A 23,304-nucleotide genomic window follows, 5' to 3' on the forward strand; every position below is an offset into this window, starting at 1 on the left:
AGACAGAACAGCCGGAACCGACACACCGACGACCATCAAGATCCAACTAGTGGAAGCGGCATTGAGGCCAGCGGAAGGAAGGGGGGCATCGCTTCCGGCGGGTCCCCGGACGAGCCGGGGTGGGAGCCGAAGGCCGCGGCGGCGCGGCGCACCGCGAGGTCGGGCACCGGGTCCAGGGTGATTTGCTGGGCCGCGACGATCCGCGCCGCGAACATACGGACGAACCAGTAGTATCCGCCCGCCCCGAGCAGCATCTTGCGCATCATCCAGAGCAGGCCGCGCTGGCGGTAGGTGTCGGGGAGTCCCGCGCTCGCGTCCGCGAGATCCTTCGTCGCGATCGCCGGGACGGGATCCTGCACCGGACGCCACAGCACCCGGATGAAACCATCCTCCAGCCTGGTCGTACCGGCCTTGCTGAAATTTTCGATGCGCGAGTGGAAGACCTCCCACTCGCGCCCGCACCAGGCGTCCCTGAAAAAGGGATCGGAACAGAGCGCCACCATCACGCGGGTTCCACCGGCGCCGGCGGCCAGGGCCAGGTCGGCGTCCATGCCGGGACGCGGGCGGGTGTCCAGGATTCCGCCCACCGCGGAGCCAACCTGAACCCGCAGCTCGTACTCGAGATCGGCGTGAAAGCGCTGCACCCAGCGCCGATCCTCATCTGCCGCATAGGAGATGAAGAAGTAGTTCTTCATCGGGTACCCTCAAAATCCAGCACCATGCGCATCCAGCACCATGCGCATCCAGCACCATGCGCCCCCGAACCTACCGTCACCCAGCGGACGGTGGCATCAGACGCTATCAGCCGACCGACGGCATGGCGATAGCCGTCCGCCCGGTTTCCTCAATGATCGTTCAACAACGATCGTCCAACATGGATGTGGCGGGAACAGGCCGGTCCATCGAGTACGTCCCGCGTCCCGCGGACGTCTACCGCCGGTCACCGGATGCCCCGGGCGGAACTTTCTGCTTTCCGTCAGATTTCCGTCGGCGCGTTTTCCCGGCGACCTCCCTCAGCGCACCTCCCAGTGCTCGGGTTCGAGCCGGAGCCAACGATCAATCTCCGCTCGCCACCAGATCCGGGTCCCGCCCCAGGTGGCGGTGCGATTTACCACCGCAGCCGGGCTCGGCGCGGCCGGATCGACCCGGAGCCGATGGTCGACCGCCTGGCGGGTCAGACCCAGCGCCCGAGCGATGTCGCCGGACCCGACAAGCAGCGGTAGTCGATCCACGGTTGCCGACGTTAGCCAATTCGGGCCGGCCGATGCCGCCGGTGGCCGCGGCCGTCCCCGGCCACGATCCCGGAGACTGCGTAACGATGCCGACGCCAATCGGTCGGTGACCATTCCTCCCCAGTAGGCTACCGGTCGTCGGACACCCGTCGCCGCTCGCGACCAGCGGTCTCGACCGGTACCGGTCGGTACTGATCGGTACTGATCGGTACTGATCAAGACAGTCTCCTGGATGCGCGCACCAGCGACACACGCATGTGCTTGGGTAGTCACGTATCGCGAACATCATGCTGGCCGGGGCCGCCGGGCCAGAGAGTGTCGTGGGATCGGAGAACCGTGGGCATTGACGTCGTCAAGGGTGGAATCGTCGCGCTCACCGGAGCCACCGGCGGACTGACGCACATCACCGTCGGCCTCGGCTGGGATCCGAATGCTCCCGGATCGGAGGAGTTCGACCTGGACGCGAGCGCCATTGCCCTGCAGGCGGACGGGCGAGCCCCCAACCGCAGCTATTTCATCTACTACAACAACCTCAGCAGTCCGCGCGGCGAGATCGTGCACCGCAGTGACAACCTCACCGGTGAGGGTGCGGGCGACGACGAACAGATCGAGGTGCGTCTCAACCTGCTGTCCAGTGCGATAACGCGCATCGTCTTCCCGGTCAGCATCCACAACGCCGACTATCGACACCAGAGTTTCGGCAACGTGACCGGCGCCTATATCCGGGTCATCAACGCGTCGACCGATGACGAACTGGTGCGGTACGACCTCACCACCGCCGCCGCGCGGGATACCTCGATGTTGTTCGGTGAACTCTACCGGGATCAGGACGGCTGGCGCTTCCGGGCACTCGGCCAGGGTGGGGTCAACGGCCTGGCGGCGATCGCCCGCGGCTACGGCCTGGACGTCTGACACGGCCTGGGCATCTCACACGGCTTGAACGTCTGACACCGCCGGGCGCCGGCAGGGGGGATGGCGGGCGGCGCGGGCGCCATCCCCGTCGCCGTGGATGTATACCGGGACGGACCGAACCGGCGTGGAAGATCAGCGTGGGATGGACGTGTGCTTGAACTCGTTCAGCTCGGGCCAACCGGTCACCAGGTCGACGATGCGCTCCACCGCACGGATGGAACCCGCTGGGTCGGCACCGAGCGGCGCACGGCTCATCAGCCGGACGAACACGGCCTGGTCACCGGCGACCCAGGTCGGCACGCCCCAAACGGTATGCGAGGCGACGTACTGCTCGTGCTCGGCGCGGACCTTGTCGAGGGCGCCATCGTCAACCCGGGCGAGCACCTCGTCGGCGGGCAGCCCCACCCCCGCGAGCGTCTCCCGGATGACTGTACGGTCCTCCAGGTGACGGCCCTCGTCGTGACGCGCCGCGAACAGTGCCCGGTGCGCGGCGGGGAACAGATCCGGATATTCGTCGCGGACGACGACGCCAGCCCGCAGGGCGAGGATCCCGGAGTCCTGCTCGGGCTTCTCCCAGACGGTGGGTTGTCCCTCCTCCACGTGCGCCTGCCCCAGCGAGAACGGGAGAAAGGTGACGTTCCAGTCGGCACCGGCCGCGAGACCAATCAAAACGTGTTCATGTGCGTTGCGGGCGAACGGGCAACGGTAATCCCAGGTAATCGCGAAGGTGACAGAATTCATGTCGCGGGCAACACCCGGGCCGTCCCCGGTGTTCCAGCCGAGATGCACGGCTGTTCAGGCGCTCCGTTGCCGCCTGCTCCGACGGCTTTCCATCGCGGCTCTCATCGCAGCTGTCCGTGGCCGCTATCCATAGCGGGCGGACCCAGCTTCCACGCTACCAGGCTGATCGGTTACTTTCCGTATCATGATGGGGGTTGAAGTGGCGTTGTGGGGACTGTTCGGCGGCTTCGCTGTCGAAGGTCTCGATCTCTACACCACGGTCCGCCGACGGGGCCGGTGGCCCTGGCAGACCGGGAAATCCCAGGAAGCGGGCCCCTGGGCCTACCTCTGGTTGCCGAACTGGTCCGTCTCGCCATCGGCGCCGGCCTGGCTGCGGCCGCCGGCGCCTCGGGCCAGGTCGACACCGCCTTCGCCGCCCTCGCGGTCGGGGTTGCCGCCCCCTGGTCGTGGAGCGCCTCGCCCGCGCCGTCCCCCTCGATCCCAGGACAGCCGCCGCGACAGAGCCGGCCGTATCGAACCCCCAGACAGGAGGCTGACCATGCGCGCCGACTCGTTCGCCGGTCAGGTCCTCGCCGTCCTGTCCCGTCGCACGCCTGCCTTCACCCTTCCCGAGGACGAACCGCAGACCTTCCCGGACCGTGCTCGCGCCCTGCTCCTGCGCACGACGACCAAGGTCCCAACCGGTCACGCCGCGACAGTCGAGCCCACCCGAGGGAGCCCGGCACCCCCCAATCCTGAAACGATCAACCTTTCGGACAGCGTCCGGCCCGCCGCATCCCCCGCCCGCCGTCCGGTCCCTGATCATCGCAGGCAGGTGCACCGCACGGCCGCCGCGGTTCTCGCCGTTCTCGTGGCCGCCGGGGTCGGTTCTCTCGCCGTCCGCGAGGGCGATCCGCAGCCGATCACCCCTGGCGGGACGGCCCACCTACTCGGCGCCCCGTTGACCGGCCGCACCGGCGCCGTGACGTCCGTGGCGTTCAGCCCGAACGGGGGCACCCTTGCCACCGCCGGGGATGACGGAACGGTGCGACTGTGGAACGTCACCGACCCGACCAGCTCGTACCAGCTCCACCCGCTGCTCCCCGGCTACCCCGGCGCCGTGGCATCGGTGGCGTTCAGCCCCGACGGACGGACCCTCGCGACCGGCGGGGCAGCATTCCGACGGAATACGGCTGTGGGACGTCACCGACCTGACCAGCCCCCACCAGCTCGGCACACCGTTCGGCATATCGCTCGACGGATCCGCCCCTAAGCTCCCGCCCGCCGTGCTCTCGGTGGTTTTCAGTCCGGACGGACGCACCCTCGCCATCGACGTCCCCGGCGCATGGGTGCAGCTGTGGGACGTCACCCACCCCGCCCGACCCCGCGAGCTCGGCCGGCTACAGGTCTCCGCCGACCGCGCCAAAAGCGCGACATCGGTGGCGTTCAGCCCGGACAATCGCGTCCTCGCCACCGGCAGCGCCAACACCACGGTGCGACTCTGGCAGGTTTCCTGAGGCCCGGCCGGCGACCGGAGGAGGCGGCCTCGGTGGTCGTCCTCCCGGTCATCATCGGGGGCTACGGCGCCGAGGCGGTGTCCAAGGCGGCGGAGGCTGCCGCGGCATCGGGTGGGGCGCCCGGCTGGGTGGATCGATCCCGGCCGGGCCCAACCCCCGCCGCGCGGCGATCAGGCCGCGCAGGTAGACCACCGCCGCGATAATCACGGTGATGTCGTCGATCAGTCCGATCGGCCCCAGCGGAATCTCCGGGACGGCGTCCACCGGGGAGATGACGTAGGCGAGGCCCGCCAGGGTCGCCACGAGGCCCCGCAGCGGCAGCCGGTACTTCCGGACGACGACCAGCGCGGCCACGGCCAGCGCCAGGATGATCACGACGAGGACCCCGAGGGCGACGAGCAGCCCGGTTCCGACGTTGTCACTCATCGCTGCCCACCACTCATCCCTGCCCACTGTCGTTCATCGCTGTCCGCTCCCGCAAGATCGGCCGGATCCGTCGGCTCATCGTGTCATCACTCGATGGATCGTCACCGATCCCTCGCGATGATCCTCGATCAGGATGCCCACCCGGCGCCATCTCGAACATCGGAACAGCATTTTCATCCGGCGGACGCGTCGGTGGCCGCGCCGGTAGGCTTCGCCCTGTGTCCCGGACGGATTCCCCGGTTTCGCCCGGGCGGCTGCTGGCCGTCAGTGACGTGCATGTCGCCTACCCCGAGAACCGGCGGATGGTGGAGGACATCGCACCCGGATCATCCGGCGACTGGCTGATCCTCGCCGGTGACGTCGCCGAGACGGTCGCCGATATCGAGACGACGTTCAAGCAGCTCAGCGGGCGTTTCGCGAAGGTTGTCTGGGTGCCGGGGAATCACGAGCTGTGGACTCCCAAGCAGGACCCGGTGCAGCTACGCGGCGAACAGCGCTACCGGCATCTCGTGGAGATCGCCCGCGGGCTGGGTGTTGTCACCCCGGAGGATCCCTATCCGGTCTGGGAGGGCACGGGCGGTCCCGTCGTCGTCGCGCCGTTGTTCGTGCTCTACGACTACACCTTTCGTCCCGCCGAAACGGCGACGAAGGAGGAGGCGCTGGCCCTGGCCCGGGAAAGCGGGATCGTGTGCACCGACGAATGGGTGCTGCACCCGGACCCGTATCCCACCATCGACGCCTGGTGCCAGGCCCGGGTCGCGCAGACCCGGACGCGCCTCGGCGACATCGATCCGACAATGCCAACGGTGCTCGTCAACCACTGGCCACTCGTCCGTCAGCCCACCGCGGTACTGCGGTACCCCACATTCGCGCTGTGGTGCGGCACCACGAGCACGGCCGACTGGCACACGCGGTTCCGGGCCAGCGCGGTCGTCTACGGTCATCTGCACATTCCCCGCACCACCTGGTACGACGACGTCCGCTTCGAGGAGGTCTCAATGGGCTACCCCCGGGAACGCGCGGCGTGGGGCAAGCCATGGTCCGGGCTACGGCAGATCCTGCCCTTCCCCGCACCGCCGGCCCGCCGGGACTGAGCGCGATGCCGGGATCGAGTTCCACGCCGGGATCGAGATTGGCGCCGGGGGCAGGCTCGGCGCCGCCGGGGGCCCCGGCTTCGACGTCAGTAACGGGTACCGGGGTAACGGGTAGCGGAGTAAAGAGGGTGGATCCGCGCCTGCTTGCGAGCCTGCTGCCCGCGGCGGCCGTCGCCGTCGAGGCATTCGAGGACGATCCCTCGGCCGTGCTGTTCCCCGAGGAGGCCGCGCTGCTGAGCCGCGCGGTCGACAAGAGGCGCCGCGAGTTCACCACCGCCCGGGTATGCGCGCATCGCGCGCTGGAGGGGCTCGGGCTTCCGGCGGCGCCGATCCTGCCCGGTTCCCGCGGCGCACCCGGCTGGCCGGACGGAGTGGTGGGAAGCATCACCCACTGCGCCGGCTACCGGGCGGCCGCGGTGGCCCGGGCGGCGGAGGTCCACACCATCGGCATCGACGCCGAGCCGAACGAACCCACACCCGGCGGGGTGCTGAAGGAGATCACCGTTCCCGCCGAGGAGGGCTGGCTCGCGGCCCTCACCCGCACCCGCCCGGCCGTCTGCTGGGACCGGCTGCTGTTCAGCGCCAAGGAGTCCGTCTACAAGGCGTGGTACCCGCTGGCGGAACGTTGGCTTGGCTTCGGAGACGCCGCCCTCGTGATCCACCCGGGCACCGCACCTATGGGCCCGCCGGCGCCGGGCCCGGCCGCCCGGGGCACCTTCATCGCGAAACTCCTGGTGGCGGGGCCGCGGCTAGCCGGCGGTGAGCTGACCGGCTTCGACGGTCGTTGGCTCTCGGCCCGCGGCCTGCTGGTCACCGCGATCACCGTGCCGCACCTGGACGGCACCCCCGTGACGACGGCATCCCCCCAGACGCACCCTGCCTATCCGGAGGGATAAATCGGGCACGAAAGGCTCTGGAAAGACAAGGAACCGGATCCTGGTCAACCGCCGCCGCACGGACCCGCCGAACGCGACGCTAGGCAGACGCGACGCTAGGCAGAGTCGTCCACGTCCACGACAATCTCCCCGCCCAGCACGAAGCCTCCGGACAGACGCAGGTCGTCACCGCTCCAGAACCGCCCCGGGTCGTACCAGTTCGGATGGCGACCGGACGGCAGCAGGCCCATCGCCTCGTAGGTAACAGCCACGACCTCGGCGCAGTACGCGGTCTCCAGCGCGTACTCGCTCATCATCCGGCGGGGACGCGGAAGCCGGCCACGCAGCCAGCGTGTCGCCAGCCGGGCCGTGGACGGAAACGGCGTGCCGTCGAGCCGTGCGACGGTCCGCAGCACGGCATCCTCCTGCTCGGCGCGGACCGCGGGCTCAAGCTGACGCAGCCAGGCCCGCTGGCCGTAACGGCGCGCCCAGACCTCCACCGCCGCACGCAGGTCGTGCAGCTGCACGCCGCGCTGATGCGTGCCCGCCCAGACGTCCGGCAACGATTTCCCCAGCTCGGCGTGCCACATCAGCGGCGGAAGATCGTCAACGACCACCGCCATGCCGACATGGTTCACCGGGATGTTGGTCGTCGTCTGGATCGCCCGGTCCACCGCCGTGCGGCCGCGGAACAGCCACACGCGTCAGTTCCAGGGCATCGGCCAGGCTGATCCGCGAATCAGGCATGCCGGTAGCATGCCGCAGCCGACGCAAGGGCGCCCTAACCTGGACGGATGAATCGCGCTCGATGGGGAAAGCTGCTCGGCGTAGCCGGACTCGCCGGAGTGGCCGCCACCGGCGTGCTCGTCGCGCGCAGCCAGCGCCAGCGGGTCGCCTATTCCCCCGAGGAGGTCCGCGCCCGCCTGCACGCGCGGCTGGCCGCGTCCGACGCCCCGCAGGCCGACGAGGATGGTTCCACCCTTGCCTGATCCTCGGCATCGGGCTCACGGTGCGTTCTCACTCCGGACCCGCCGGACCCGCGCAACCGGCCGCGCGGCGCTGAAAATCGCTGGACGGCACGACTGGGAATGATGAGATCGAGCCATGAGCACCCGTACCTTCCGCATCACCGTCCGCGGCGCCTTCGACGGGCTGACCGATGACCAGCGCACCGAACTGCTGGCCCACGCGGCGGAACACGATATCCTGCAGGCCGCGTTCACGCCGAAGGGCAGCCTTACCTACAACATCGCCACCAGGCCCTTCTTCACCTTCCGTTTCTTGGATTCCGGCGAGACCGAGGAGGACATGGTGGCCGCGACCGACCGTGCGCGGGCGACCGCCGCAGCCTGGCTGACCGAACGCGGCTACCGCTACAAGAACCTCCGGTCGCAGGCCGAGGATCTTTCCGAGGTCCCGTTGGGTGCCCGTGGACGGCGCGCCGCCCGACAGATCTGACCGGGTCTCTGGGCGCGGGCAGCCGCGGTCGTCGCCGAGCCGCGGATCGATGCGGAGATGGTCGATGGTGTCGTAACCGTGGGCGGAGGAGGCGAAGATCGGCCCGAGCGCGAAGCCGGACGCACCGAGCCGGCGCACAGGCTTACTGCGGTCTTCGGGTCTGGGAGGCTCCCTGAGGAGCGTTCACGGCCCGTTCTGGAGGGCACGGACGGTGCGCCATCAGTGCAGCGGGACGGTGTTGAGCGCCCGGTGCAGGCTGCCGAACTGCTTGTGATGTTCATCGAACGGCACCGCGACGGTCTGGATCCCGAACCGGGACAGCACCGGTTCGGTCCAGGGCGCACTCGCCGTGGATACCAGGGCGGCCGGCTCCGGCCGGAGGACCGATTCTGATTCCGGCCGGAGGACCGATTCCGGCGGCGCGAAGGCCGGCAGGAAGAACACCCCCGCGGCGAAGGCGGCGACCATGTCCGGTGCCAGCGGACAGACGGCGAGATTGATCGTTCGCAGGGCGTCGACCAGCGTCGTCTCCCGGCCGGCGACGCCGTCGCGTTCCACCACCGCCGGGGCGTGCAGCCGATCGGCGGCGACGAGGGCGATCCCCGGGCCGAGGCCGAGCCAGGAGTTCAGATGGGGCTGGCCGTCACGCCGCAGCTCGTCGCGGACCCGCACCACGTGACCGAAGCTGGCCAGCAGATGCGGACGCAACAGCCCCCAGACTGCCGGGCTGGTCCGCCAACTGGTGCCGAGGACGGCCACATCGCCGCAGCTCACCAGATCCCCGCCTTCCAGGAACAGCGGCTCCGGGACGCGGACCTCGGCCGATCGGCCCCGCAACCCGCGCAGCACGGCCGCCATGACGACCGTCTCGCGGGCCCGGTCCCGGCGCCGCAACCGGCCGACCGCGACCGCTTCACCGAGATCGACATAATGATCACGGGGAAACATCAACCCGGCCAAGGGACGCAGGGCGTAGCTCTCGTCCGCCTGATCGGGACCGATCACGCCGCGGGCGGCGCCGGGGTCGAGCAGCAGCCGCGGCTGGCGCAGCACCACCGGCACCAGCGCCGGCGCCGACCAGTCGTGGAGCGCCTCGCGGGCGGCGGCCATTCGCAGGTCGTCCTCGGCGCTGACCGCACGGACGGCGAGCTCGATCAGGACCTCCCGGGGCAGCGCCGCGAGGATCTCGGACGGGGCACAGGGACGGGCCCCAAGGTCGGCGAGCGCCGCTCGCACCGCGGCGGACTCGGCCGCGGCCCGGACCGGGTCGTAGGACGGACGGGGTGCCAGGAACACCGACGTCTCGGCCGGCTGCACCACCGTCGGATTCTGGATGAGAACCATCGGCCCGGTCATCCGGTGACCAGGTAGCGACCGCACCGGCCCGGCACCCCCAACACCATCACCCCCAACACCGACACTCCCGCCGCGACGGCAGCACCCGCCACGGCGCACCCTCGGCCCCCATCAGCCAACGAGGAGAAAGGAACGGAAAAGCGGAACACAGCCGCGGGGAGAGCGTGAAAGCAACAGCCGCAGACAGATCGACGGCGATGTCCGTACTCGCCCGCCGGACGCCGACCCATATGCGAAGAATCATCTGTCCGATTTCTCGCTGGCGCGTTCCACCTCGGCATTATGCGACCGGGACGCGGAGCCCGGGATACCGCGGGTACGCGACGTGCCGATCGGGCAGGCGTTTACGTGTTCATAATCAGGGTGAGCGACGGCGGCAACGGAATTAGATCCGCATGACAGCCGCGCCGAACGGAGCCCCTGCTGCCGCCGCCGCCACGCGCACCAGCCCGGCGGCACGTGCCGCCGTGGCCTCGGCGTCCATCGGGGTCGAGCCGACCGCCAACACCTCGCCGATGCGGTCGCCCGACGAGCGCAGCGGCGGGATGGACGTGCCAGGGGTGACCGCCAGCGCTACCCGCCGCACCCCGGGCACCGCCCGCGCGACCTCGACGCCGTCGACCGCGTCGACCCGACCGGGCCGGGCACTCAGGAAGCGGATCGCCGCGGCGGCGCTCGCCACCGCGGCCGGCGCGGGCTGCCTCCCAGAGAGGATCTCCAGGTAGTCCGCGACCAGCGAGGTTCCGTAGGCCAGGTCGATGAGTTCGACCAGGCTGTCACCGGGGATCCGCCCGGCGCACTCGATGAGCACCGGGTCGTCCGGGCAGCGGGCGGTCAGCATCCATTCGGCGTGCAGGATGCCGTCCCGGAAGCCGATCGCCGCGATGAGACGCGTCAACGCGCGGCTCAGCACGGCGGTCCTGGCCGCGGGTCCGGGGGCCGGCACGACGTGCCCGGTCTCGACCGGGCAGCACCCGCTTCGCCGTCACGTTGACGAAGCTCGGCACGCCGTCGCGAACCAGCGCCTCCACGCTGAACTCCGCGCCGACCATCCGGCTCTCCACCAGGTAGCGCCAGTGCAACGGGCGGTTGGGAAGCGCGCCGTCGTCGAGGGCGGCAACCGTCGCCGACCAGATGGCCGCCAGGTCGAGCGGCCCGTCCTCCACCGCGTCGAGGATCTGCACGCCGAGGCTGCCGTGCCGGTTGGCGGGTTTGAGCACCACCGGGCTCTCCACCCCGAAGGCCGCGAGGTCACCCGGGCCGAAGACCTCCCTCCAGCGCGGGGTCGCGATGCCCGCCGCCGTCGCCGCCCGGCGCAGCTCGATCTTGTCTGACAGGCATCGGGCGGCCCCGACTCCCGCGCCCGGCAGGCCCAGTGCGGCCGCGGCCAAGGCCGCAGCGGGGACGCTATGCTCCAGGGCCGGGACGACGGCGGTAAAGGGTCCCCCGGTGGCCGCCGCGGCGAGCACGACGGGGAGGAAGTCCTCGCTCTGGTGGTAGGCCGCCGGGAGCAGGGCCGCCACGCAGGGCAGCTTCTCGACAGCCGGCCGCACCCGCCGCCGGTCGATCAGATCCGGGTCCTCGACGAGGGTGACACTGCCCGGCGGCAGCGCCGAACCCAGCTGGTTGAGCAACGCCTGCCCGAATCCGATCACCAGGACACGCACGGGACGGTCTCCTCTCTTGGCATCCTCCCCGCCCTCAAGGACGGAGCCTGCGCGCTACGTTTCCCGGTCACGTCGTCAGGCCTCGACCAGACCGCGGCCGCGGAACCCGGCGGCCGGATGCCTCCACACAATCCTTGACGTCGAAGGGAAGGACATCGAGGGGAAGAACGGACGCCGCATCGGCCGGTGACTCCGCGGGCGCGCCCGGTACCACTGCGGAGCCCCGGAAGAATGCGACAGAAAAAGGCACCGTGGCTTCGACCACGACCGCTCTGAACAATAGAGGAAAAAATATCGTATGAATTTCTGAGATTTTCGACAGGTTCGCCCCGGAGCACTCATCCGGAGTTCGATCCGATAGCCCGGTGAAATTCGGAGTGGAACATTCGCCGTCCACCATTGAGATCCGTCAGGAGACGTTCCATCAGCATCACTCGGACGATACTAACAGCCGCACACGACGGACGAGGTGGCAACCACGGAGCACCGGAAATGGTTACCCCTACTTAACATAGCGATCATGCAGCGGAGGACGCCGTCGGGAGACCGGCTGACCAGGCTCGGGGCCGGCCGGCTCCCCGGATCAGGGCGCGCGGACTCCCGGCCCGCACGGACTCCGGAAGACCGGAACCAGCAGCGCGCCGCCACGAGTCGTCACGCGTCGTCACGCGTCGTCAGGCAACGAACTCGCCGACCAACCAGACGAGCACCGGCGCGACGCCGGCGGCGAGCTCCACGACCACACTGACCCCGAAGGCGACAATCGCGGCCCAGGTCGTACGGCCCGCCGCTCGCGCATCCCCCAGCCGCGCCAGCTCGGCCAGGTAGATCCCGACCACTCCACCGATCAGGAGCCCGACGACCGGCACCACAAAGAAGCCGATGATCGCGCACACCGCGCCGATGGCCAGGCTGGGCCACGGCACCCCCCGACCGGCGGTAGCCCGAGCCGGCAGGACGTACTTGGTGAGCACCCCGATCACGAACAGCGCGGTCATGAGCGCCAGCACGATCCAGCGGCCGACTCCCCCACCGTCCGCGATCACCCACCACAGACCCGCGCCCCAGACCAGGACGAGGCCCGGTAGTACCGGGAGGACGACGCCAACCAGGCCGACGGCCATCACCAGAGCGACAACGAGCAGCCCGCCGGTACTTATGGCGCGACCTCCTTCACCGGCATCTCCCGATCTCCCGATCTCCCGCGACGGTAGCGTTGCTCCCCACCGCCGCGGCAGCACTGTTCTCCGCCATATTGTTTTCCGCCATATTGTTTTCCGCCATGCGCCGACCCACCTCGGCGAAGGCGGCACGCAGTTCGGCAGGGGCGAGCACCACGACCCCGTCCGCCAAGGCACACAGTTGGCTGAGCGCCACCTGGAGCCCCTCCGTCGCGAACTCCACCTCCCGCCAGCCGTCGGCGTCAGGCGGGCCCGCCGCGGCGACGGCCTCCCGCGCGGCCAACGGATCGACGACCTGCCGCAGGCGGGTCAATGCAACCGGGGATAACCGCAGCCGACAGGTCCAACGCAGCAGGGTCCGGGCGAAGTCCTCGTTCGACGCGGCCCACCAGCGGGCGAGGTCGAAGCCGGCGGGCCGCTCGAAGGGCTCTGGCCGGACCATCGCGTGCCTCAGCCGCGCGACGCGATAGCTGCGCACGTCGGCCCGATGACGGGTGACAAGGTACCATACCCCCGCCTTACACACGAGCCCGAGCGGGTCGAGCCGGCGGGCGACCTCGCGGTCCCGCCGGGCGTAGCGGACGTCGACCCGATGCCCGGACCAGACCGCCCCGGCGACGGTTGCCGGGTGCGGGACGGCCTCGTCGCGATGGGACCAGCCAGGCGCGTCGAGGTGGAATCGCTCCCGTACCCGCGCGGGGTGCTCGCGGGGTTCCGGCGGGAGCGTGGCGAGGAGCTTGGTCCGGGCGGCCGCGGCGGACGCCGCCATCCCGAGTCCGCCCAGCACCTCTCCCCCCGCCCCGGCGAGGACCAGGGCGGCCGCCTCGTCGCCGGTCAGGCCGTCCAGCCGGGTGCGCCACCCGTCCAGCAGCCACACCCCACCGGCCCGCCCGGTCTGCGTCCACAGCGGCACGCCGGCCGCCTGCAGGGCGGCGATGTCACGGTGCACGGTGCGCACGGACACCTCGAGCTCGGCGGCCAGTTCGGCGGCCGTCGCCCGCCGCACGGCCTGCAGATGCAGGAGCAACGCGGTAAGCCGACTCGATCGCACGTCTGGGAAGCCTAGCCGTGAACCAGGACAGCAGATGGCAGAGTTTCCGGGTCACGATGGCGCGGTGACGACATCCTGGCGCGACTTCGAAACCGCGCAACCCGCCCTCGCCGAAACCGCACGCACCCGGTTCGCGGCATTCCGCCATCACATCCTGGCCACCGTGCGTGCCGACGGCTCCCCGCGCACGAGCGGAATCGAGACGAACTTCCGGTTCGGGGAGCTGTGGCTCGGGAGCATGCCAGATGCGCGCAAGTCCCGGGACCTGCGTCGCGACCCCCGGTTCGCCCTGGCCGCCAATCCCGGGCCGGGCCAGGACCTGGCCGGCGGCGACATCCGCGTCTCCGGGCGGGCCCGGTGGATCGACGATGAGGAGGTCCTGGCCTCCTTCGCCACCGAGATCGGCCCGCCGACGCCGTTCGACCTCTTCCGCGTCGAGCTCACCGAGGTGGTCCGCACGAGCGTCGACGAGCCGGCCGGGGAGATCGTGCTGGAAAGCTGGCGACCGGGCTATCAGGGGGTGCGGGTGCAGCGCCGTGGCAACGGGCCGGTGCGCGGAGACTGGGCCGAAGACGGGGCCACAGAGTAGACCATTGCAAGCCGCGGGACGACGTCAACATCGTTGACTATCATGATGCCATCAACGACGAGACCAACGATCCCACGGCGCCCCGGTCCGACGACGAGAGCCCAGGCTCCGAGGACACCCGGGAGGGTGACGCCGGCACGGACGATCCCGGCACGGATGACGACGAGCCGGGGGGCATTGGGACTGCCGGCGCGGAGACCGGTAGGCGGCGAGGTCGGCGGGTCGGTTCCCGGCGGACCCCGCGGGGCACGCTGTCCCGGGAGGTGCTGCTGGCGGCGGCGATGGAGGTCGTGGACACGCACGGCGCGGGCGCGTTCAGCATGCGGGCCCTCGGCGCGTTCCTCGACGTGGATCCCACGGCGATGTACCGACACTTCACGACGAAGAACGCGCTGCTCGACGCGCTGACGGACACGGTGATCCGCGGGGTGGAGGAGCTGCCGGAGACCGACGACCCCCGCCGGGACATCCGGGAGAACTTCCGTCAGCTCCGGCGCTCCCTGCTGGCGCACCCGACCCTGGCGCCGCTGGTGCTGCGCCGCCCGCCCGGGGTGGGCGCCTACTGGGAGCGGGCTGATCACGCGGTCGCCCAGCTTCACCGCGCGGGCATGGATCCGGCCGACGCCGCCAACGTCTACCAGACGCTGCTCTTCTACACCCTCGGCCACACCCTCAGCGAGGCCCGCCAGCTCGCCCGGGCCGTGGAACGGGAGGGGGCCGGCGCCCGCGGCGGCCCGGTCGCGGCGGTACGCCCGCCGGCCGAACACCATCCGGACCTCTCCGAGGCGGCACCCCATCTACGGGAGGAGAACGAGGCCCAGTTCCTCGCGGGCCTCGACCTCATCCTGTGCGATCTCCCCCGGTAGCCGCGCCCACCCACGATGCCGGTTCCCGCCGTCACGCGGACACTCACCGGCGGGCGCTGACCGATGAGGGCTCACCGATGGGGGCTGACCGGCGCGGGGCCCGGCTGTCATGCGCTGAGCTGGAGGCGTGGCCCGGCGAACGTCGCCATGATCTCATCAAAGGTTACCTCCGGCCGGTAGCCGGCACCCGGCGCTTTTTCACCTCGCCACCGGAGCGCGTCGAACTGCAAGGTCCACAGTTCGCTCTCCGTCGCCGGAAGCGCGACGACGACCGCATCGTCCTCGTCGTCCATCTGCCCGGTCAGCCAGGAGACCTGGTCCGACGGCAGCGCACAGACATACACCACCTCGCCCGCGGCGTTCGCCCGCACGGCGCGCAGTTGTTCCGCCTGGCTGTCCACGCCCAAGGCCGCGCCCAGACGCTCGGCGACCAGCTGCCGTTCCCAGGCGTCGGCATCCTGCGCGATCCGGACGATGACACCGCGCACCTCCAGCTCAAGGTGGATCCGCAGGTTGACGTCGGTGTCTCCGTCGAAGTACCAGGCGATCAGATCCGGCAACGCGGCACGAATCTCCTCGGCGGTCGTCTCGGCTGCCACCAGACCAGGACACTGCGGCGACCAGGCCGACCAGCAGGGGCCGTCCCGGCGAACCAGCACCGATACCGCCCTAGACACTATCGATCACCTCCAACGCCTCCTCGACCGTCAGCCCCACCTGCTTGACCAGTATCTGCCGGACGACCCCCGGCCCGACGGTGATCCGGTCATGAAAAGCGAGACGAAGTCGTGGACGTCCGTCCGCCTCCAGCCACCGGTGAGCTGAACCGTCCTGTTTTGTCACGCGATATCCCAATCGTCCAAGCACTCGCAGAAGCTGACGCGCCTTCAACGAGGGAAACTCCCCGGTCACGGAGAGCCGGGGGCCAGGAATGAAACCAGAAGAATCGCACGGATGGTCGTGCGGGCGAATGACTTCATCTCGATACTCCACGTCGTGGTCAAGGACGGGACGTCTCCATGGTAGCCGAGAAGAGAGGCAGGACAATAGATTCGGGAAAATGGCGCAGGATCTACCCTCGCTACCTACCTACCTACCTACCTACCTGACATCAAGTTCCGTGGACTCATCGCAGTAGGACGAATGTCGCATTCATATCGCTACATCCGGCAAGCCGACCGGGTTCCTGAGTACAGCCGGCGCGGCGGGTGGCTCGGGATGCGGCGTAGCGGGCACCGGGCGCTTTTGGCCAGGTGCGTCGTTTCAGGTACATCGTTCCGGAGGTCCGTAGCCGCCATCACCCCGAACCGGGAAGATCATATAGAGTAATACTCGGATTTCCGCTCGGAATCGCCCACCTCGACTACACCACCGCACAGGGGCGGGCCTCTTCCGGAAGGCTTTCCCGGGGAGGATCCGTTATTCCGAAAATCCGAGGCACGAGAACCGGGCTGCCTGGAACCGGGCGTTCTGGAGCCGAGTGCACCGAGCGGCCCTGGCGTGCTCCCCCGCCCAGGTTACCTGCCCACGTCGCCTTGCTACGGTACAACCGTGCCCGCCGCCGCCCCGCTCGCCGTGCCGGCGCATCCCGGGCCTTCCCCAGGTTTCGCGTGGTGGGTCAGGACGGCATAACCCGCGCGAGTGCGGGAAAGGCCTGCGGACAGCGGTGACTTATCCGTGCGGAACGGCCCAGACGTGCGGAACGGCCCAGACGGGCCATCAGGACCGCAAGGGCCACGAGAGCCAGACCACGAGAACGACGAGGATCGGAACGGCGCATGAGGATGCTCGACGGGCGGTCGATGGCCGCCGAGATCGGCAGGTACGTGGTCGACGAGGCCGAGAGGCTGGCTGCGGCGGGAGTCACGCCGACCCTGGCGGTGGTCCTGTCGACCGCGGATCCGGCCGCGTATTCCTATGCCGAGATCGTCGAACGGACCGCGGGCAAGGTCGGCGTGCGCTGCGTGCTGCATGAGCCGAAGGGCGAGCCGGCGACGATCCTCGACACGATCGACACCGTCGCCGCCGATCCGACCGTGCACGGGATCATCGTCCAGACGCCGCTGCCAGGCGGGCTGACCTCCCGCGAGGTCGGCGAGCACATTCCGACGGCCAAGGACGTCGACGGGATGAACCCGAGCAGTCTCGGCCGGCTCGCGCTGGGTCTGCCGAGCTTCGCGCCGGCCACCGCCGCCGCGGTGGTGGAGATCCTCACCCGGGCCCGCATCCCGATGTCCGGCGCCCGGGTATGCGTGATCGGCCGCGGCCCGGTGGTCGGCAAGCCGGTCTCGCTGCTGTTGCTCGCCGAGGACGCGACCGTGACGATCTGCCACTCCCGCACCAAGGGACTGGTGAGCATCGCCCACGAGGCCGACATCATCGTGTCCGCCACCGGCCATCCCCGCCTCGTCGGCGCCGGCTTCGTCCGCCCGGGTGCGACCGTCATCGACGTCGGCACCGTCGTGACCGAGACCGGGCAGGTCGGTGACGTGGACGCCGCGGCCGTCTCGTCCGTGGCGGGCGCCCTCACCCCGGTGCCGGGCGGTGTGGGACCGGTCACCACGATGCTCCTGCTGCGCAACACGATCCGGGCGGCGCGCGCCGCCTGATCGGCGCGCACCCGCCACCTGGCCTCGGCGGGGCCGCGGTGGCCTCAGACGGAGCTGTAGACCGACCCGGCGAGCCGTACCCGGTTACGACCATCGGCCTTGGCCCGGTAGAGCGCGGAGTCCGCCCGAGCGATGAGACCGGCGAGGTCACCGCGGGGGCCGTGATGTGTCGCGACTCCCACGGACACGGTCACCGACAGGGGAGGCCGGCCCTCCAGCCAGCAGTGGGTTCCGGCGACCTGGCGGCGGATCCGTTCCGCGACATCGGCCGCGTTCTCCAGCTCGACCTCGGTGAGCAGCACCACGAACTCCTCGCCCCCGAACCGTCCGACGAGGTCCCGGGGGCGGGTCGCCGCCCGCAGCGCGTCCGCCACCGCGATCAGGATGACGTCCCCGATGAGATGACCGAACCTGTCATTGACCCGCTTGAAGTGGTCGATGTCGACCAAGAGCACCGACAGCGGACGCCCCACCCGGCAGGCCCGGTTGATCTCGCGTTCCGCGACCTGGCGCCAGTACGCCGGGTTGGCCAGTCGGGTCTTCGCGTCGGACCGCGCGGCATGCAGGAGCTCGGCGTGCAACAGGCTGCGTTGCAGCAGCAGGACGGGGGGTGTGATCGCCAGCATGAGCAACGGGTTCGCCGCCCACAGCACCGCGACCACGATCGACGAGCAGATCTCGGCGGCCTGCGCGGGCACGAGGTCGCGGCACGCATGCCGGAGCGGGATCCGGGCGGGGATGACAGATGACGGGACGACTCCGGTCCGGCCCGGCCAGCCCGGCCGGGTCGGGCCGGCCGCCGCGCCGGACCACGAACCGAGGCTCTCCCGACCGCCGGGCGTCGCCATCCCCATCACGGTAAGCCTCATCCCCATCACGGTCAGCCTCGCCACGACCGGGTAAACCGCGACCGCGGTGAGGAAGGCCAGCACCGCGACGCCGGACCCGACGAGGTTGTCGACGGTGAACGGCCCTCGATCGGGGCTGAGCAGCAGATGGACACTGGAGGCACAGAAGCCCGCGATGCCCAACGCCGCGGCGTGGAACACGCGCAGGTGCGGCGGCTGTACTGGATCACGACGGCCGGCGAGCCAGCACAGCGGCAGGCTGATAACCGTCGGGTAGAACGGCGGCAGCAGGACCGCCGCCGCCACCGTCCAGGTGGACAGCAGGTCATGGCGTCGGGCCCTGGGAACGGTCAGATCCTCACCCAGCCGTCCGGACGCCACCACGGCCAGCGCCCCGAGAACAACGAAGGTGGCGAAGGCCGCGAGGTCGGCCCATCGCGGACGCAGACCCGCCGCCGCGAATCCGGCCACACTCAGCCAGCAGAAGACTACGATCAACCCCCGTCGCATCAACCCCCCGGGCGCACGCCACAGCATCCAGCCGTGGCCGAGCAGGCGCAGCACGGCCAGGCGAGGTTCCGTGACGTGGGCGCCGGCCAGATGAGAGCCGGCCAGGCGTGGGCCGGCCAGATGAGGGCCCAATGGCGGAGGACCGATCATCCGGGGAGCGACGGGCTCGGCGCTCGCGGGTGGGGCGGACGCTTCGCCTCGTGCCGCCCCGCGACCGGTCCGGGCAGTCGCGCCCGCTCCCTGCGTGGTCACCCCGCGGGCTCGCCGCCAGCCACGCCGAAGGGTGCCCACCAGAACGGAACCCGCACCTCGCGCCAGTCGTATGCGTAACGGCATTGGTGGATGGCCTTCCTCGTTCTTGTCCACGGCCCTACCCGGCCGGAACCGCCCGGTGAATCCAACCTGGTCGCTGCTACTCACGGTAAATCCTCGAGAACGAAGAGTACGAAGGCACTTCGCCAATTCGCAACCGTCCGAATGCCGGTTCTTAGCCGTTCCCGGCGTCGCCGAGCCGTGTTTTCTCCCCAGCACGCGCGCGATAGTTGCCCAGAAAATGGCATCTGACCTGCGACGACGAATGCCGGGCCGAAGGAGGCGTCGCGACGGGCCGCCCAGCCGCGCCGGCTGCGGGACACCCTCGAGAGACCACATCCGACACGCCCGGGAAACGGCACGTCCGCCGCCCAGAGACCAGTGACGGCCGGAGAAGAGACCGCCGAGGGACCAGCTCGATGCCCGCCGTCCGCGCCTGGCCCCTGGCGGCGACGGAGGGCACGACGCGCCGGTGACACGGACGAACCGGTGACGCGGCGATCAGGTGGTGCGGGCGACCGCCTCGACCATCGCGGCGGTCAGGGTGGCCACGTCGGCGGGGGAGATGATGAACGGCGGCATCGTATAGACCAACCGTCCGAACGGGCGGACCCAGACCCCGAGATCCACCAACAGCGGCTGGATCACGGCCAGGTCGACGGGCTCCCGCGTCTCGATCACCCCGATGGCGCCGAGTACCCGCACGTCGGCGACCCCGGGCAGGTCGGCGGCCGGGGCGAGCCCGGCGGCGAGCCCGGCGGAGATCTCGCACACCCGAGCCTGCCAGGGCGAGGAGAGGAGCAGATCGATGCTGGCGTTCGCGACCGTGCTCCCCAGTGGGTTGCCCATGAACGTGGGGCCGTGCATGAACGCGCCGGCCGGCGAGTCGCAGACGCCCGCCGCGACCTCGTCGGTGCACAGCGTCGCGGCCATGGACAGGTAGCCACCGGTCATCGCCTTGCCCACGCACATGATGTCGGGACTGATGCCGGCATGGTCGCAGCCGAACAGCTCGCCCGAGCGGCCGAACCCGACCGCGATCTCGTCGGCGATCAGCAGCACCCCGTAGTGGTCGCACAGCTCGCGCAGCCGCGCCAGCCAGCCCGGCGCGTACCACCGCATGGCTCCGGTGCCCTGCACGACCGGCTCGCAGATGACCGCCGCGATCTCGCCGGCGTGCCCGGCCAGCAGCCCCTCGATCTCGGCGACGTGAGCGTCCTCACACGGCTCGTCGAAGGCGCAGGCCGGGGCGGAGGCGAACAGATGGCGGGGCAGGAGATGGCTGAACAGGTGATGCATGCCCGCGTCCGGATCACAGACCGCCATCGCGCCCGAGGTGTCGCCGTGATAGCTGCGCCGGATGGTGAGCAGGCGCGTCCGGCCCGGCCGGCCCCGCCCGGTCCAGTACTGCAGCGCCATCTTGATCGCGACCTCGACGGCGACGGAACCCGAATCGCACAGAAAGACCCGCCGCAACGGATCCGGCGTGATCGCCACGAGGGTTTCGGCGAGGGCCACCGCCGGCTCATGGGTCAGACCGCCGAACATCACATGGGACATCGTCTCGAGCTGCCCGCGCACCGCCTCGTCGAGCACGGGATGCCGGTAGCCGTGGATCGCCGCCCACCACGACGACATCCCGTCGATCAGTTCCCGGCCGTCGGTCAACGTCAGCCGGGTCCCCGCGGCGGATGCGACCGGGAAGAGCGGCGTGGAGCCGGACACCGAAGCATACGGATGCCAGACCACCCGCCGATCGCGGGCGACGAGGTCGCCCACGTCCGCTACCGGGGCCTGGTGCCAGGGGGTGAGCGCGGGCGGCGGGACGGCGGTCGTCGAACGAGGGGTCACCTTCCCACTCTCGCCCACCCCGGTCGACGGCGGTGGCCTGGGTGACGCTGGCCTGGGCCGATCGTCGTGCGTCTCACACCACTGCGTCTCACCCCACGGCGTCACCCGCCCGAGCTCGTCACCCGCCCGTCCTGCCCTCGAACCCCAAGCCGACAGGAGTCCAACTCGTGGCTACCCCCACTAAGTCCGCGGCGTCGAGGACGGCGAGCGCGTCGACGAGGACAAGGAAGTCACGTCGAAGGCGCCCTTTCGCGTTATGCCTGACCGGTGTCTGGCGGCCCGGCGTCTCTCGCGCGGGTACGGCTGGGTGCCAAGGTAGGAGTGCCAGGTAGGAGCAGCTACCCAGGCTCATCGGGCAGGATGTCAGTGTGGTCATCCCGATTCACGACATCAATCCCCTGCGCCGCCGCCCGGTCATGACCTGGCTGCTCATCGCGGCGAACGTGGTGATCTTCGTTTTCTTCGAACCGGTGGTCAGCTCGGTCGCCGGCATGGAGACGTCGGCGGCACAGAACATCTGCGAGCAGCAACGGTTCTTCCAGAAGTGGGGCGCGATCCCGTGGGAGCTGGTGCACAATGCGCAGCTCACCGCCGCGGGCTCCGGCCGGATCGGGGTGGACGCGGCCGGCAACCCGGGATGCATCGTGGAATCACCGCCCAGCTTCGACAAGATTCCGGTGCTGTCGGTGCTGACCTCGATGTTCCTGCATGGAAGCTGGCTTCATCTGATCGGCAACATGCTGTTCCTCGGGGTCTTCGGCAACAACATTGAAGATCGCATGGGCAGGCTGCTCTACCCGCTGTTCTACCTGGTCTGCGGATACGCCGCCGGGTACGGCTTCGCCCTGTTGGAGGGTGGGTCGACGAACACCCTGATCGGCGCCTCCGGCGCGGTCGCCGGCGTGTTGGGCGCCTATCTGGTGCTCTTTCCACGGGCTCGCGTCATCGGCCTGGTCTCCGTCCTGTTCTTTCTGCCGTTCTGGCTGCCGGCCTGGATCGTCCTCGGTTTCTGGTTCGCGTTGCAGTACATCTACTTCACCGGATTCGGCGTCGTCGACAGCGGTACCGTGGCGTACGGAGCACATGTAGTCGGCTTCGCGGCCGGCGCGTTGCTCGTCATGCCGTTCATCAGCCGGCTGCGAGCCGCCGGCCCCGGGACGCCGCTCCGGGTACCCCAGCACGGCTGGATTCGCGGCACGGGGAACTCGTCGGCCCGCCACCGCCGCCCCTACTGAGCGATCCCGGTCTTCCGCGGCCTGACCGTCGCGCAGTCCCGAAGCCGCGAAGGTCCGCCCGGCGGTCAGGCAGTCCAGCGGTCCGGCGTCAGGCCGCCGGCGACCCGCCGGCGATGGAGTCGGGGGTGGTGGAGTCGGCAGCCTGGTCCGCCGCGTCGTCGTCGGAGCCGCCCGTGTCGGCCGCGGATGCCACGGTCGCGGCTTTCCCGGCGGGAACACGACGTCGCAACAGACCGCGCCGGGCTCGCGGACGGCCCGCGTCGGCCGACCTCCGGCCGGGCCGCTTCCGGCCACCCGTCACGACCGGCGCGTCCTCGGCCTCCGCCGCCGCTGCGGGCCCGACAGGCTGTTCCCCGGTTGTCGAGGCGACCTCCGCGGGCTGCGAGTCCACGGCCGGCTGCGAGTCCACGGCGGTCGAGAAGGGGGCCTCGTCCAAGATCGGACCAGTGGCCAACTCGAGCGGCGCCGACGCCTCGCCGCCGACCCTTCCGGTCTCGGTGGCTTCACCGGTCTCGACAGCCTCGGCGGTCTCGGCGGTCGCCTCGGGCAGGTCGGCCGGAGCGGTCTCCTCCGCGACCCGCACGTCGAGAGCGACCGTCCGCCAGCCCTCGAAGACCTCCTGAACGGCGAAGTCCGCGGCGAGCAGAGCGTCACGGTAGCGAACGAACTGCTCGTACGACAGAGTCGGATCCGGCTGCGGTCCCGTCACGACGGGGACCTCGGAGGCCGTCGCAGCGGCGCCCGCGGCGGCGCCCGCGACAACGGCCGTGGTCACCCGACAGGTAACGCACCCGGCGGAATCGGTCGTCTCCGTCAGCGTCCAGGAACGGCTGGCCGCCGCGGCGAGCCGCGGATCCGTGAGCGCCGCGCCGCTGGCCTGCTCCGTCAGAAGCGTCGCGATCCTCGCCGCGACCGTGGTGGTCGCCACGTCGCCCCTACCCCATCGCACGACCGCACGTCCTTTCCCTCGATCTCTGTCTGCCGCTATGGGATCG

Annotated in this window: 26 protein-coding genes; 11 read left to right on the forward strand and 15 right to left on the reverse strand. The window is 70.2% G+C overall.

All coding sequences use genetic code 11. From position 1 onward, the window contains the following. Positions 1–35: 35 nt before the first annotated feature. Positions 36–695, reverse strand: a complete 660-nt coding sequence (locus AC08OJ_RS08015) for a TIR domain-containing protein (protein ID WP_476595410.1) — start codon at positions 693–695, stop codon at positions 36–38. 318 nt (positions 696–1,013) lie between these two features. Beyond that, entirely contained in the window at positions 1,014–1,232 is a 219-nt protein-coding gene (locus AC08OJ_RS08020) for a hypothetical protein (RefSeq protein WP_462186578.1), read from the reverse strand. 336 nt (positions 1,233–1,568) lie between these two features. On the opposite strand from AC08OJ_RS08020, the gene AC08OJ_RS08025 reads away from it, so the two are divergent. Next, entirely contained in the window at positions 1,569–2,144 is a 576-nt protein-coding gene (locus AC08OJ_RS08025) for a TerD family protein (RefSeq protein ID WP_476594680.1), read from the forward strand. A 132-nt stretch (positions 2,145–2,276) separates the two neighbouring features. Here AC08OJ_RS08025 and AC08OJ_RS08030 read toward each other — a convergent pair whose 3' ends face one another. After that, complete coding sequence (locus tag AC08OJ_RS08030; RefSeq protein WP_476595422.1) at positions 2,277–2,885, reverse strand: DsbA family protein; 609 nt, start codon at positions 2,883–2,885, stop codon at positions 2,277–2,279. Positions 2,886–3,423: 538 nt separating this feature from the next. Between AC08OJ_RS08030 and AC08OJ_RS08035 the strand changes: the two genes are divergently transcribed. Then, positions 3,424–4,137 (forward strand): WD40 repeat domain-containing protein, encoded by a 714-nt coding sequence (locus AC08OJ_RS08035; RefSeq protein WP_476595411.1) that lies wholly within the window; start codon positions 3,424–3,426, stop codon positions 4,135–4,137. Positions 4,138–4,150: 13 nt separating this feature from the next. Next, entirely contained in the window at positions 4,151–4,381 is a 231-nt protein-coding gene (locus AC08OJ_RS08040; protein WP_476592638.1) for a WD40 repeat domain-containing protein, read from the forward strand. A 51-nt stretch (positions 4,382–4,432) separates the two neighbouring features. Here AC08OJ_RS08040 and AC08OJ_RS08045 read toward each other — a convergent pair whose 3' ends face one another. Further along, entirely contained in the window at positions 4,433–4,807 is a 375-nt protein-coding gene (locus tag AC08OJ_RS08045) for a YkvA family protein (RefSeq protein WP_476592637.1), read from the reverse strand. 218 nt (positions 4,808–5,025) lie between these two features. Here AC08OJ_RS08045 and AC08OJ_RS08050 point away from each other — a divergent pair, with 218 nt between their 5' ends. Both AC08OJ_RS08050 and AC08OJ_RS08055 read left to right on the forward strand, forming a co-directional pair. Then, a complete protein-coding gene (locus AC08OJ_RS08050; protein ID WP_476592636.1) occupies positions 5,026–5,901 on the forward strand; it encodes a metallophosphoesterase family protein in 876 nt (291 codons plus the stop codon). 140 nt (positions 5,902–6,041) lie between these two features. Next, complete coding sequence (locus tag AC08OJ_RS08055) at positions 6,042–6,797, forward strand: 4'-phosphopantetheinyl transferase family protein (RefSeq protein ID WP_476592641.1); 756 nt, start codon at positions 6,042–6,044, stop codon at positions 6,795–6,797. Between the two features lie 95 nt (positions 6,798–6,892). Here the strand turns inward: AC08OJ_RS08055 and AC08OJ_RS08060 are convergent, their stop codons facing one another. Continuing rightward, on the reverse strand, positions 6,893–7,477 hold the full coding sequence (locus tag AC08OJ_RS08060; protein WP_476595412.1) for a hypothetical protein: 585 nt from the start codon (positions 7,475–7,477) through the stop codon (positions 6,893–6,895). Positions 7,478–7,570: 93 nt separating this feature from the next. Here AC08OJ_RS08060 and AC08OJ_RS08065 point away from each other — a divergent pair, with 93 nt between their 5' ends. Continuing rightward, a complete protein-coding gene (locus AC08OJ_RS08065) occupies positions 7,571–7,765 on the forward strand; it encodes a hypothetical protein (protein WP_476595413.1) in 195 nt (64 codons plus the stop codon). 115 nt (positions 7,766–7,880) lie between these two features. Then, a complete protein-coding gene (locus tag AC08OJ_RS08070) occupies positions 7,881–8,234 on the forward strand; it encodes a DUF6204 family protein (RefSeq protein WP_476592634.1) in 354 nt (117 codons plus the stop codon). 219 nt (positions 8,235–8,453) lie between these two features. Here the strand turns inward: AC08OJ_RS08070 and AC08OJ_RS08075 are convergent, their stop codons facing one another. The 5 genes from AC08OJ_RS08075 to AC08OJ_RS08095 form a co-directional block, all read right to left on the reverse strand. After that, positions 8,454–9,578 carry an arginine deiminase family protein gene (locus tag AC08OJ_RS08075; RefSeq protein WP_476595414.1) on the reverse strand — a complete coding sequence of 375 codons (1,125 nt, stop codon included), beginning with the start codon at positions 9,576–9,578 and terminating at the stop codon, positions 8,454–8,456. A 397-nt stretch (positions 9,579–9,975) separates the two neighbouring features. Continuing rightward, positions 9,976–10,401 (reverse strand): hypothetical protein, encoded by a 426-nt coding sequence (locus AC08OJ_RS08080; RefSeq protein WP_476592632.1) that lies wholly within the window; start codon positions 10,399–10,401, stop codon positions 9,976–9,978. Further along, positions 10,367–11,257, reverse strand: coding sequence for an ATP-grasp domain-containing protein (locus AC08OJ_RS08085; RefSeq protein WP_476595415.1), 891 nt, complete (start codon positions 11,255–11,257; stop codon positions 10,367–10,369). Before AC08OJ_RS08085 ends, AC08OJ_RS08080 begins: the two co-directional genes overlap by 35 nt. 674 nt (positions 11,258–11,931) lie before the next feature. Continuing rightward, complete coding sequence (locus AC08OJ_RS08090; protein WP_476595416.1) at positions 11,932–12,381, reverse strand: DUF456 domain-containing protein; 450 nt, start codon at positions 12,379–12,381, stop codon at positions 11,932–11,934. Positions 12,382–12,430: 49 nt separating this feature from the next. Continuing rightward, positions 12,431–13,489 carry a helix-turn-helix transcriptional regulator gene (locus AC08OJ_RS08095; RefSeq protein WP_476595417.1) on the reverse strand — a complete coding sequence of 353 codons (1,059 nt, stop codon included), beginning with the start codon at positions 13,487–13,489 and terminating at the stop codon, positions 12,431–12,433. A gap of 64 nt (positions 13,490–13,553) precedes the next feature. Between AC08OJ_RS08095 and AC08OJ_RS08100 the strand changes: the two genes are divergently transcribed. Together AC08OJ_RS08100 and AC08OJ_RS08105 are read left to right on the forward strand one after the other, a co-directional pair. Continuing rightward, positions 13,554–14,078, forward strand: a complete 525-nt coding sequence (locus tag AC08OJ_RS08100) for a pyridoxamine 5'-phosphate oxidase family protein (protein ID WP_476595418.1) — start codon at positions 13,554–13,556, stop codon at positions 14,076–14,078. Between the two features lie 263 nt (positions 14,079–14,341). Next, positions 14,342–14,944: a TetR/AcrR family transcriptional regulator gene (locus tag AC08OJ_RS08105; protein ID WP_476592627.1), complete on the forward strand. Its 603-nt coding sequence runs from the start codon at positions 14,342–14,344 to the stop codon at positions 14,942–14,944. 107 nt (positions 14,945–15,051) lie between these two features. Here the strand turns inward: AC08OJ_RS08105 and AC08OJ_RS08110 are convergent, their stop codons facing one another. Both AC08OJ_RS08110 and AC08OJ_RS08115 read right to left on the reverse strand, forming a co-directional pair. Then, complete coding sequence (locus AC08OJ_RS08110) at positions 15,052–15,621, reverse strand: hypothetical protein (protein WP_462188407.1); 570 nt, start codon at positions 15,619–15,621, stop codon at positions 15,052–15,054. Then, positions 15,614–15,937: a type II toxin-antitoxin system HicA family toxin gene (locus tag AC08OJ_RS08115; RefSeq protein WP_476595419.1), complete on the reverse strand. Its 324-nt coding sequence runs from the start codon at positions 15,935–15,937 to the stop codon at positions 15,614–15,616. The genes AC08OJ_RS08110 and AC08OJ_RS08115 overlap by 8 nt, the downstream gene beginning before the upstream one ends. Before the next feature lie 785 nt (positions 15,938–16,722). Between AC08OJ_RS08115 and AC08OJ_RS08120 the strand changes: the two genes are divergently transcribed. Next, on the forward strand, positions 16,723–17,553 hold the full coding sequence (locus tag AC08OJ_RS08120) for a bifunctional 5,10-methylenetetrahydrofolate dehydrogenase/5,10-methenyltetrahydrofolate cyclohydrolase (protein WP_476592625.1): 831 nt from the start codon (positions 16,723–16,725) through the stop codon (positions 17,551–17,553). A 44-nt stretch (positions 17,554–17,597) separates the two neighbouring features. On the opposite strand, the gene AC08OJ_RS08125 is transcribed toward AC08OJ_RS08120, so the two are convergent. Then, on the reverse strand, positions 17,598–19,331 hold the full coding sequence (locus AC08OJ_RS08125; RefSeq protein WP_476595420.1) for a sensor domain-containing diguanylate cyclase: 1,734 nt from the start codon (positions 19,329–19,331) through the stop codon (positions 17,598–17,600). Between the two features lie 393 nt (positions 19,332–19,724). Further along, positions 19,725–21,002: an adenosylmethionine--8-amino-7-oxononanoate transaminase gene (gene bioA / locus AC08OJ_RS08130; RefSeq protein WP_476595423.1), complete on the reverse strand. Its 1,278-nt coding sequence runs from the start codon at positions 21,000–21,002 to the stop codon at positions 19,725–19,727. 440 nt (positions 21,003–21,442) lie between these two features. On the opposite strand from bioA, the gene AC08OJ_RS08135 reads away from it, so the two are divergent. After that, on the forward strand, positions 21,443–22,309 hold the full coding sequence (locus tag AC08OJ_RS08135) for a rhomboid family intramembrane serine protease (RefSeq protein ID WP_476592623.1): 867 nt from the start codon (positions 21,443–21,445) through the stop codon (positions 22,307–22,309). Positions 22,310–22,397: 88 nt separating this feature from the next. Here the strand turns inward: AC08OJ_RS08135 and AC08OJ_RS08140 are convergent, their stop codons facing one another. Then, positions 22,398–23,237 (reverse strand): hypothetical protein, encoded by an 840-nt coding sequence (locus AC08OJ_RS08140; protein WP_476595421.1) that lies wholly within the window; start codon positions 23,235–23,237, stop codon positions 22,398–22,400. Positions 23,238–23,304: the final 67 nt, after the last annotated feature.

This window comes from Frankia sp. CgKIO3 (assembly GCF_977946435.1).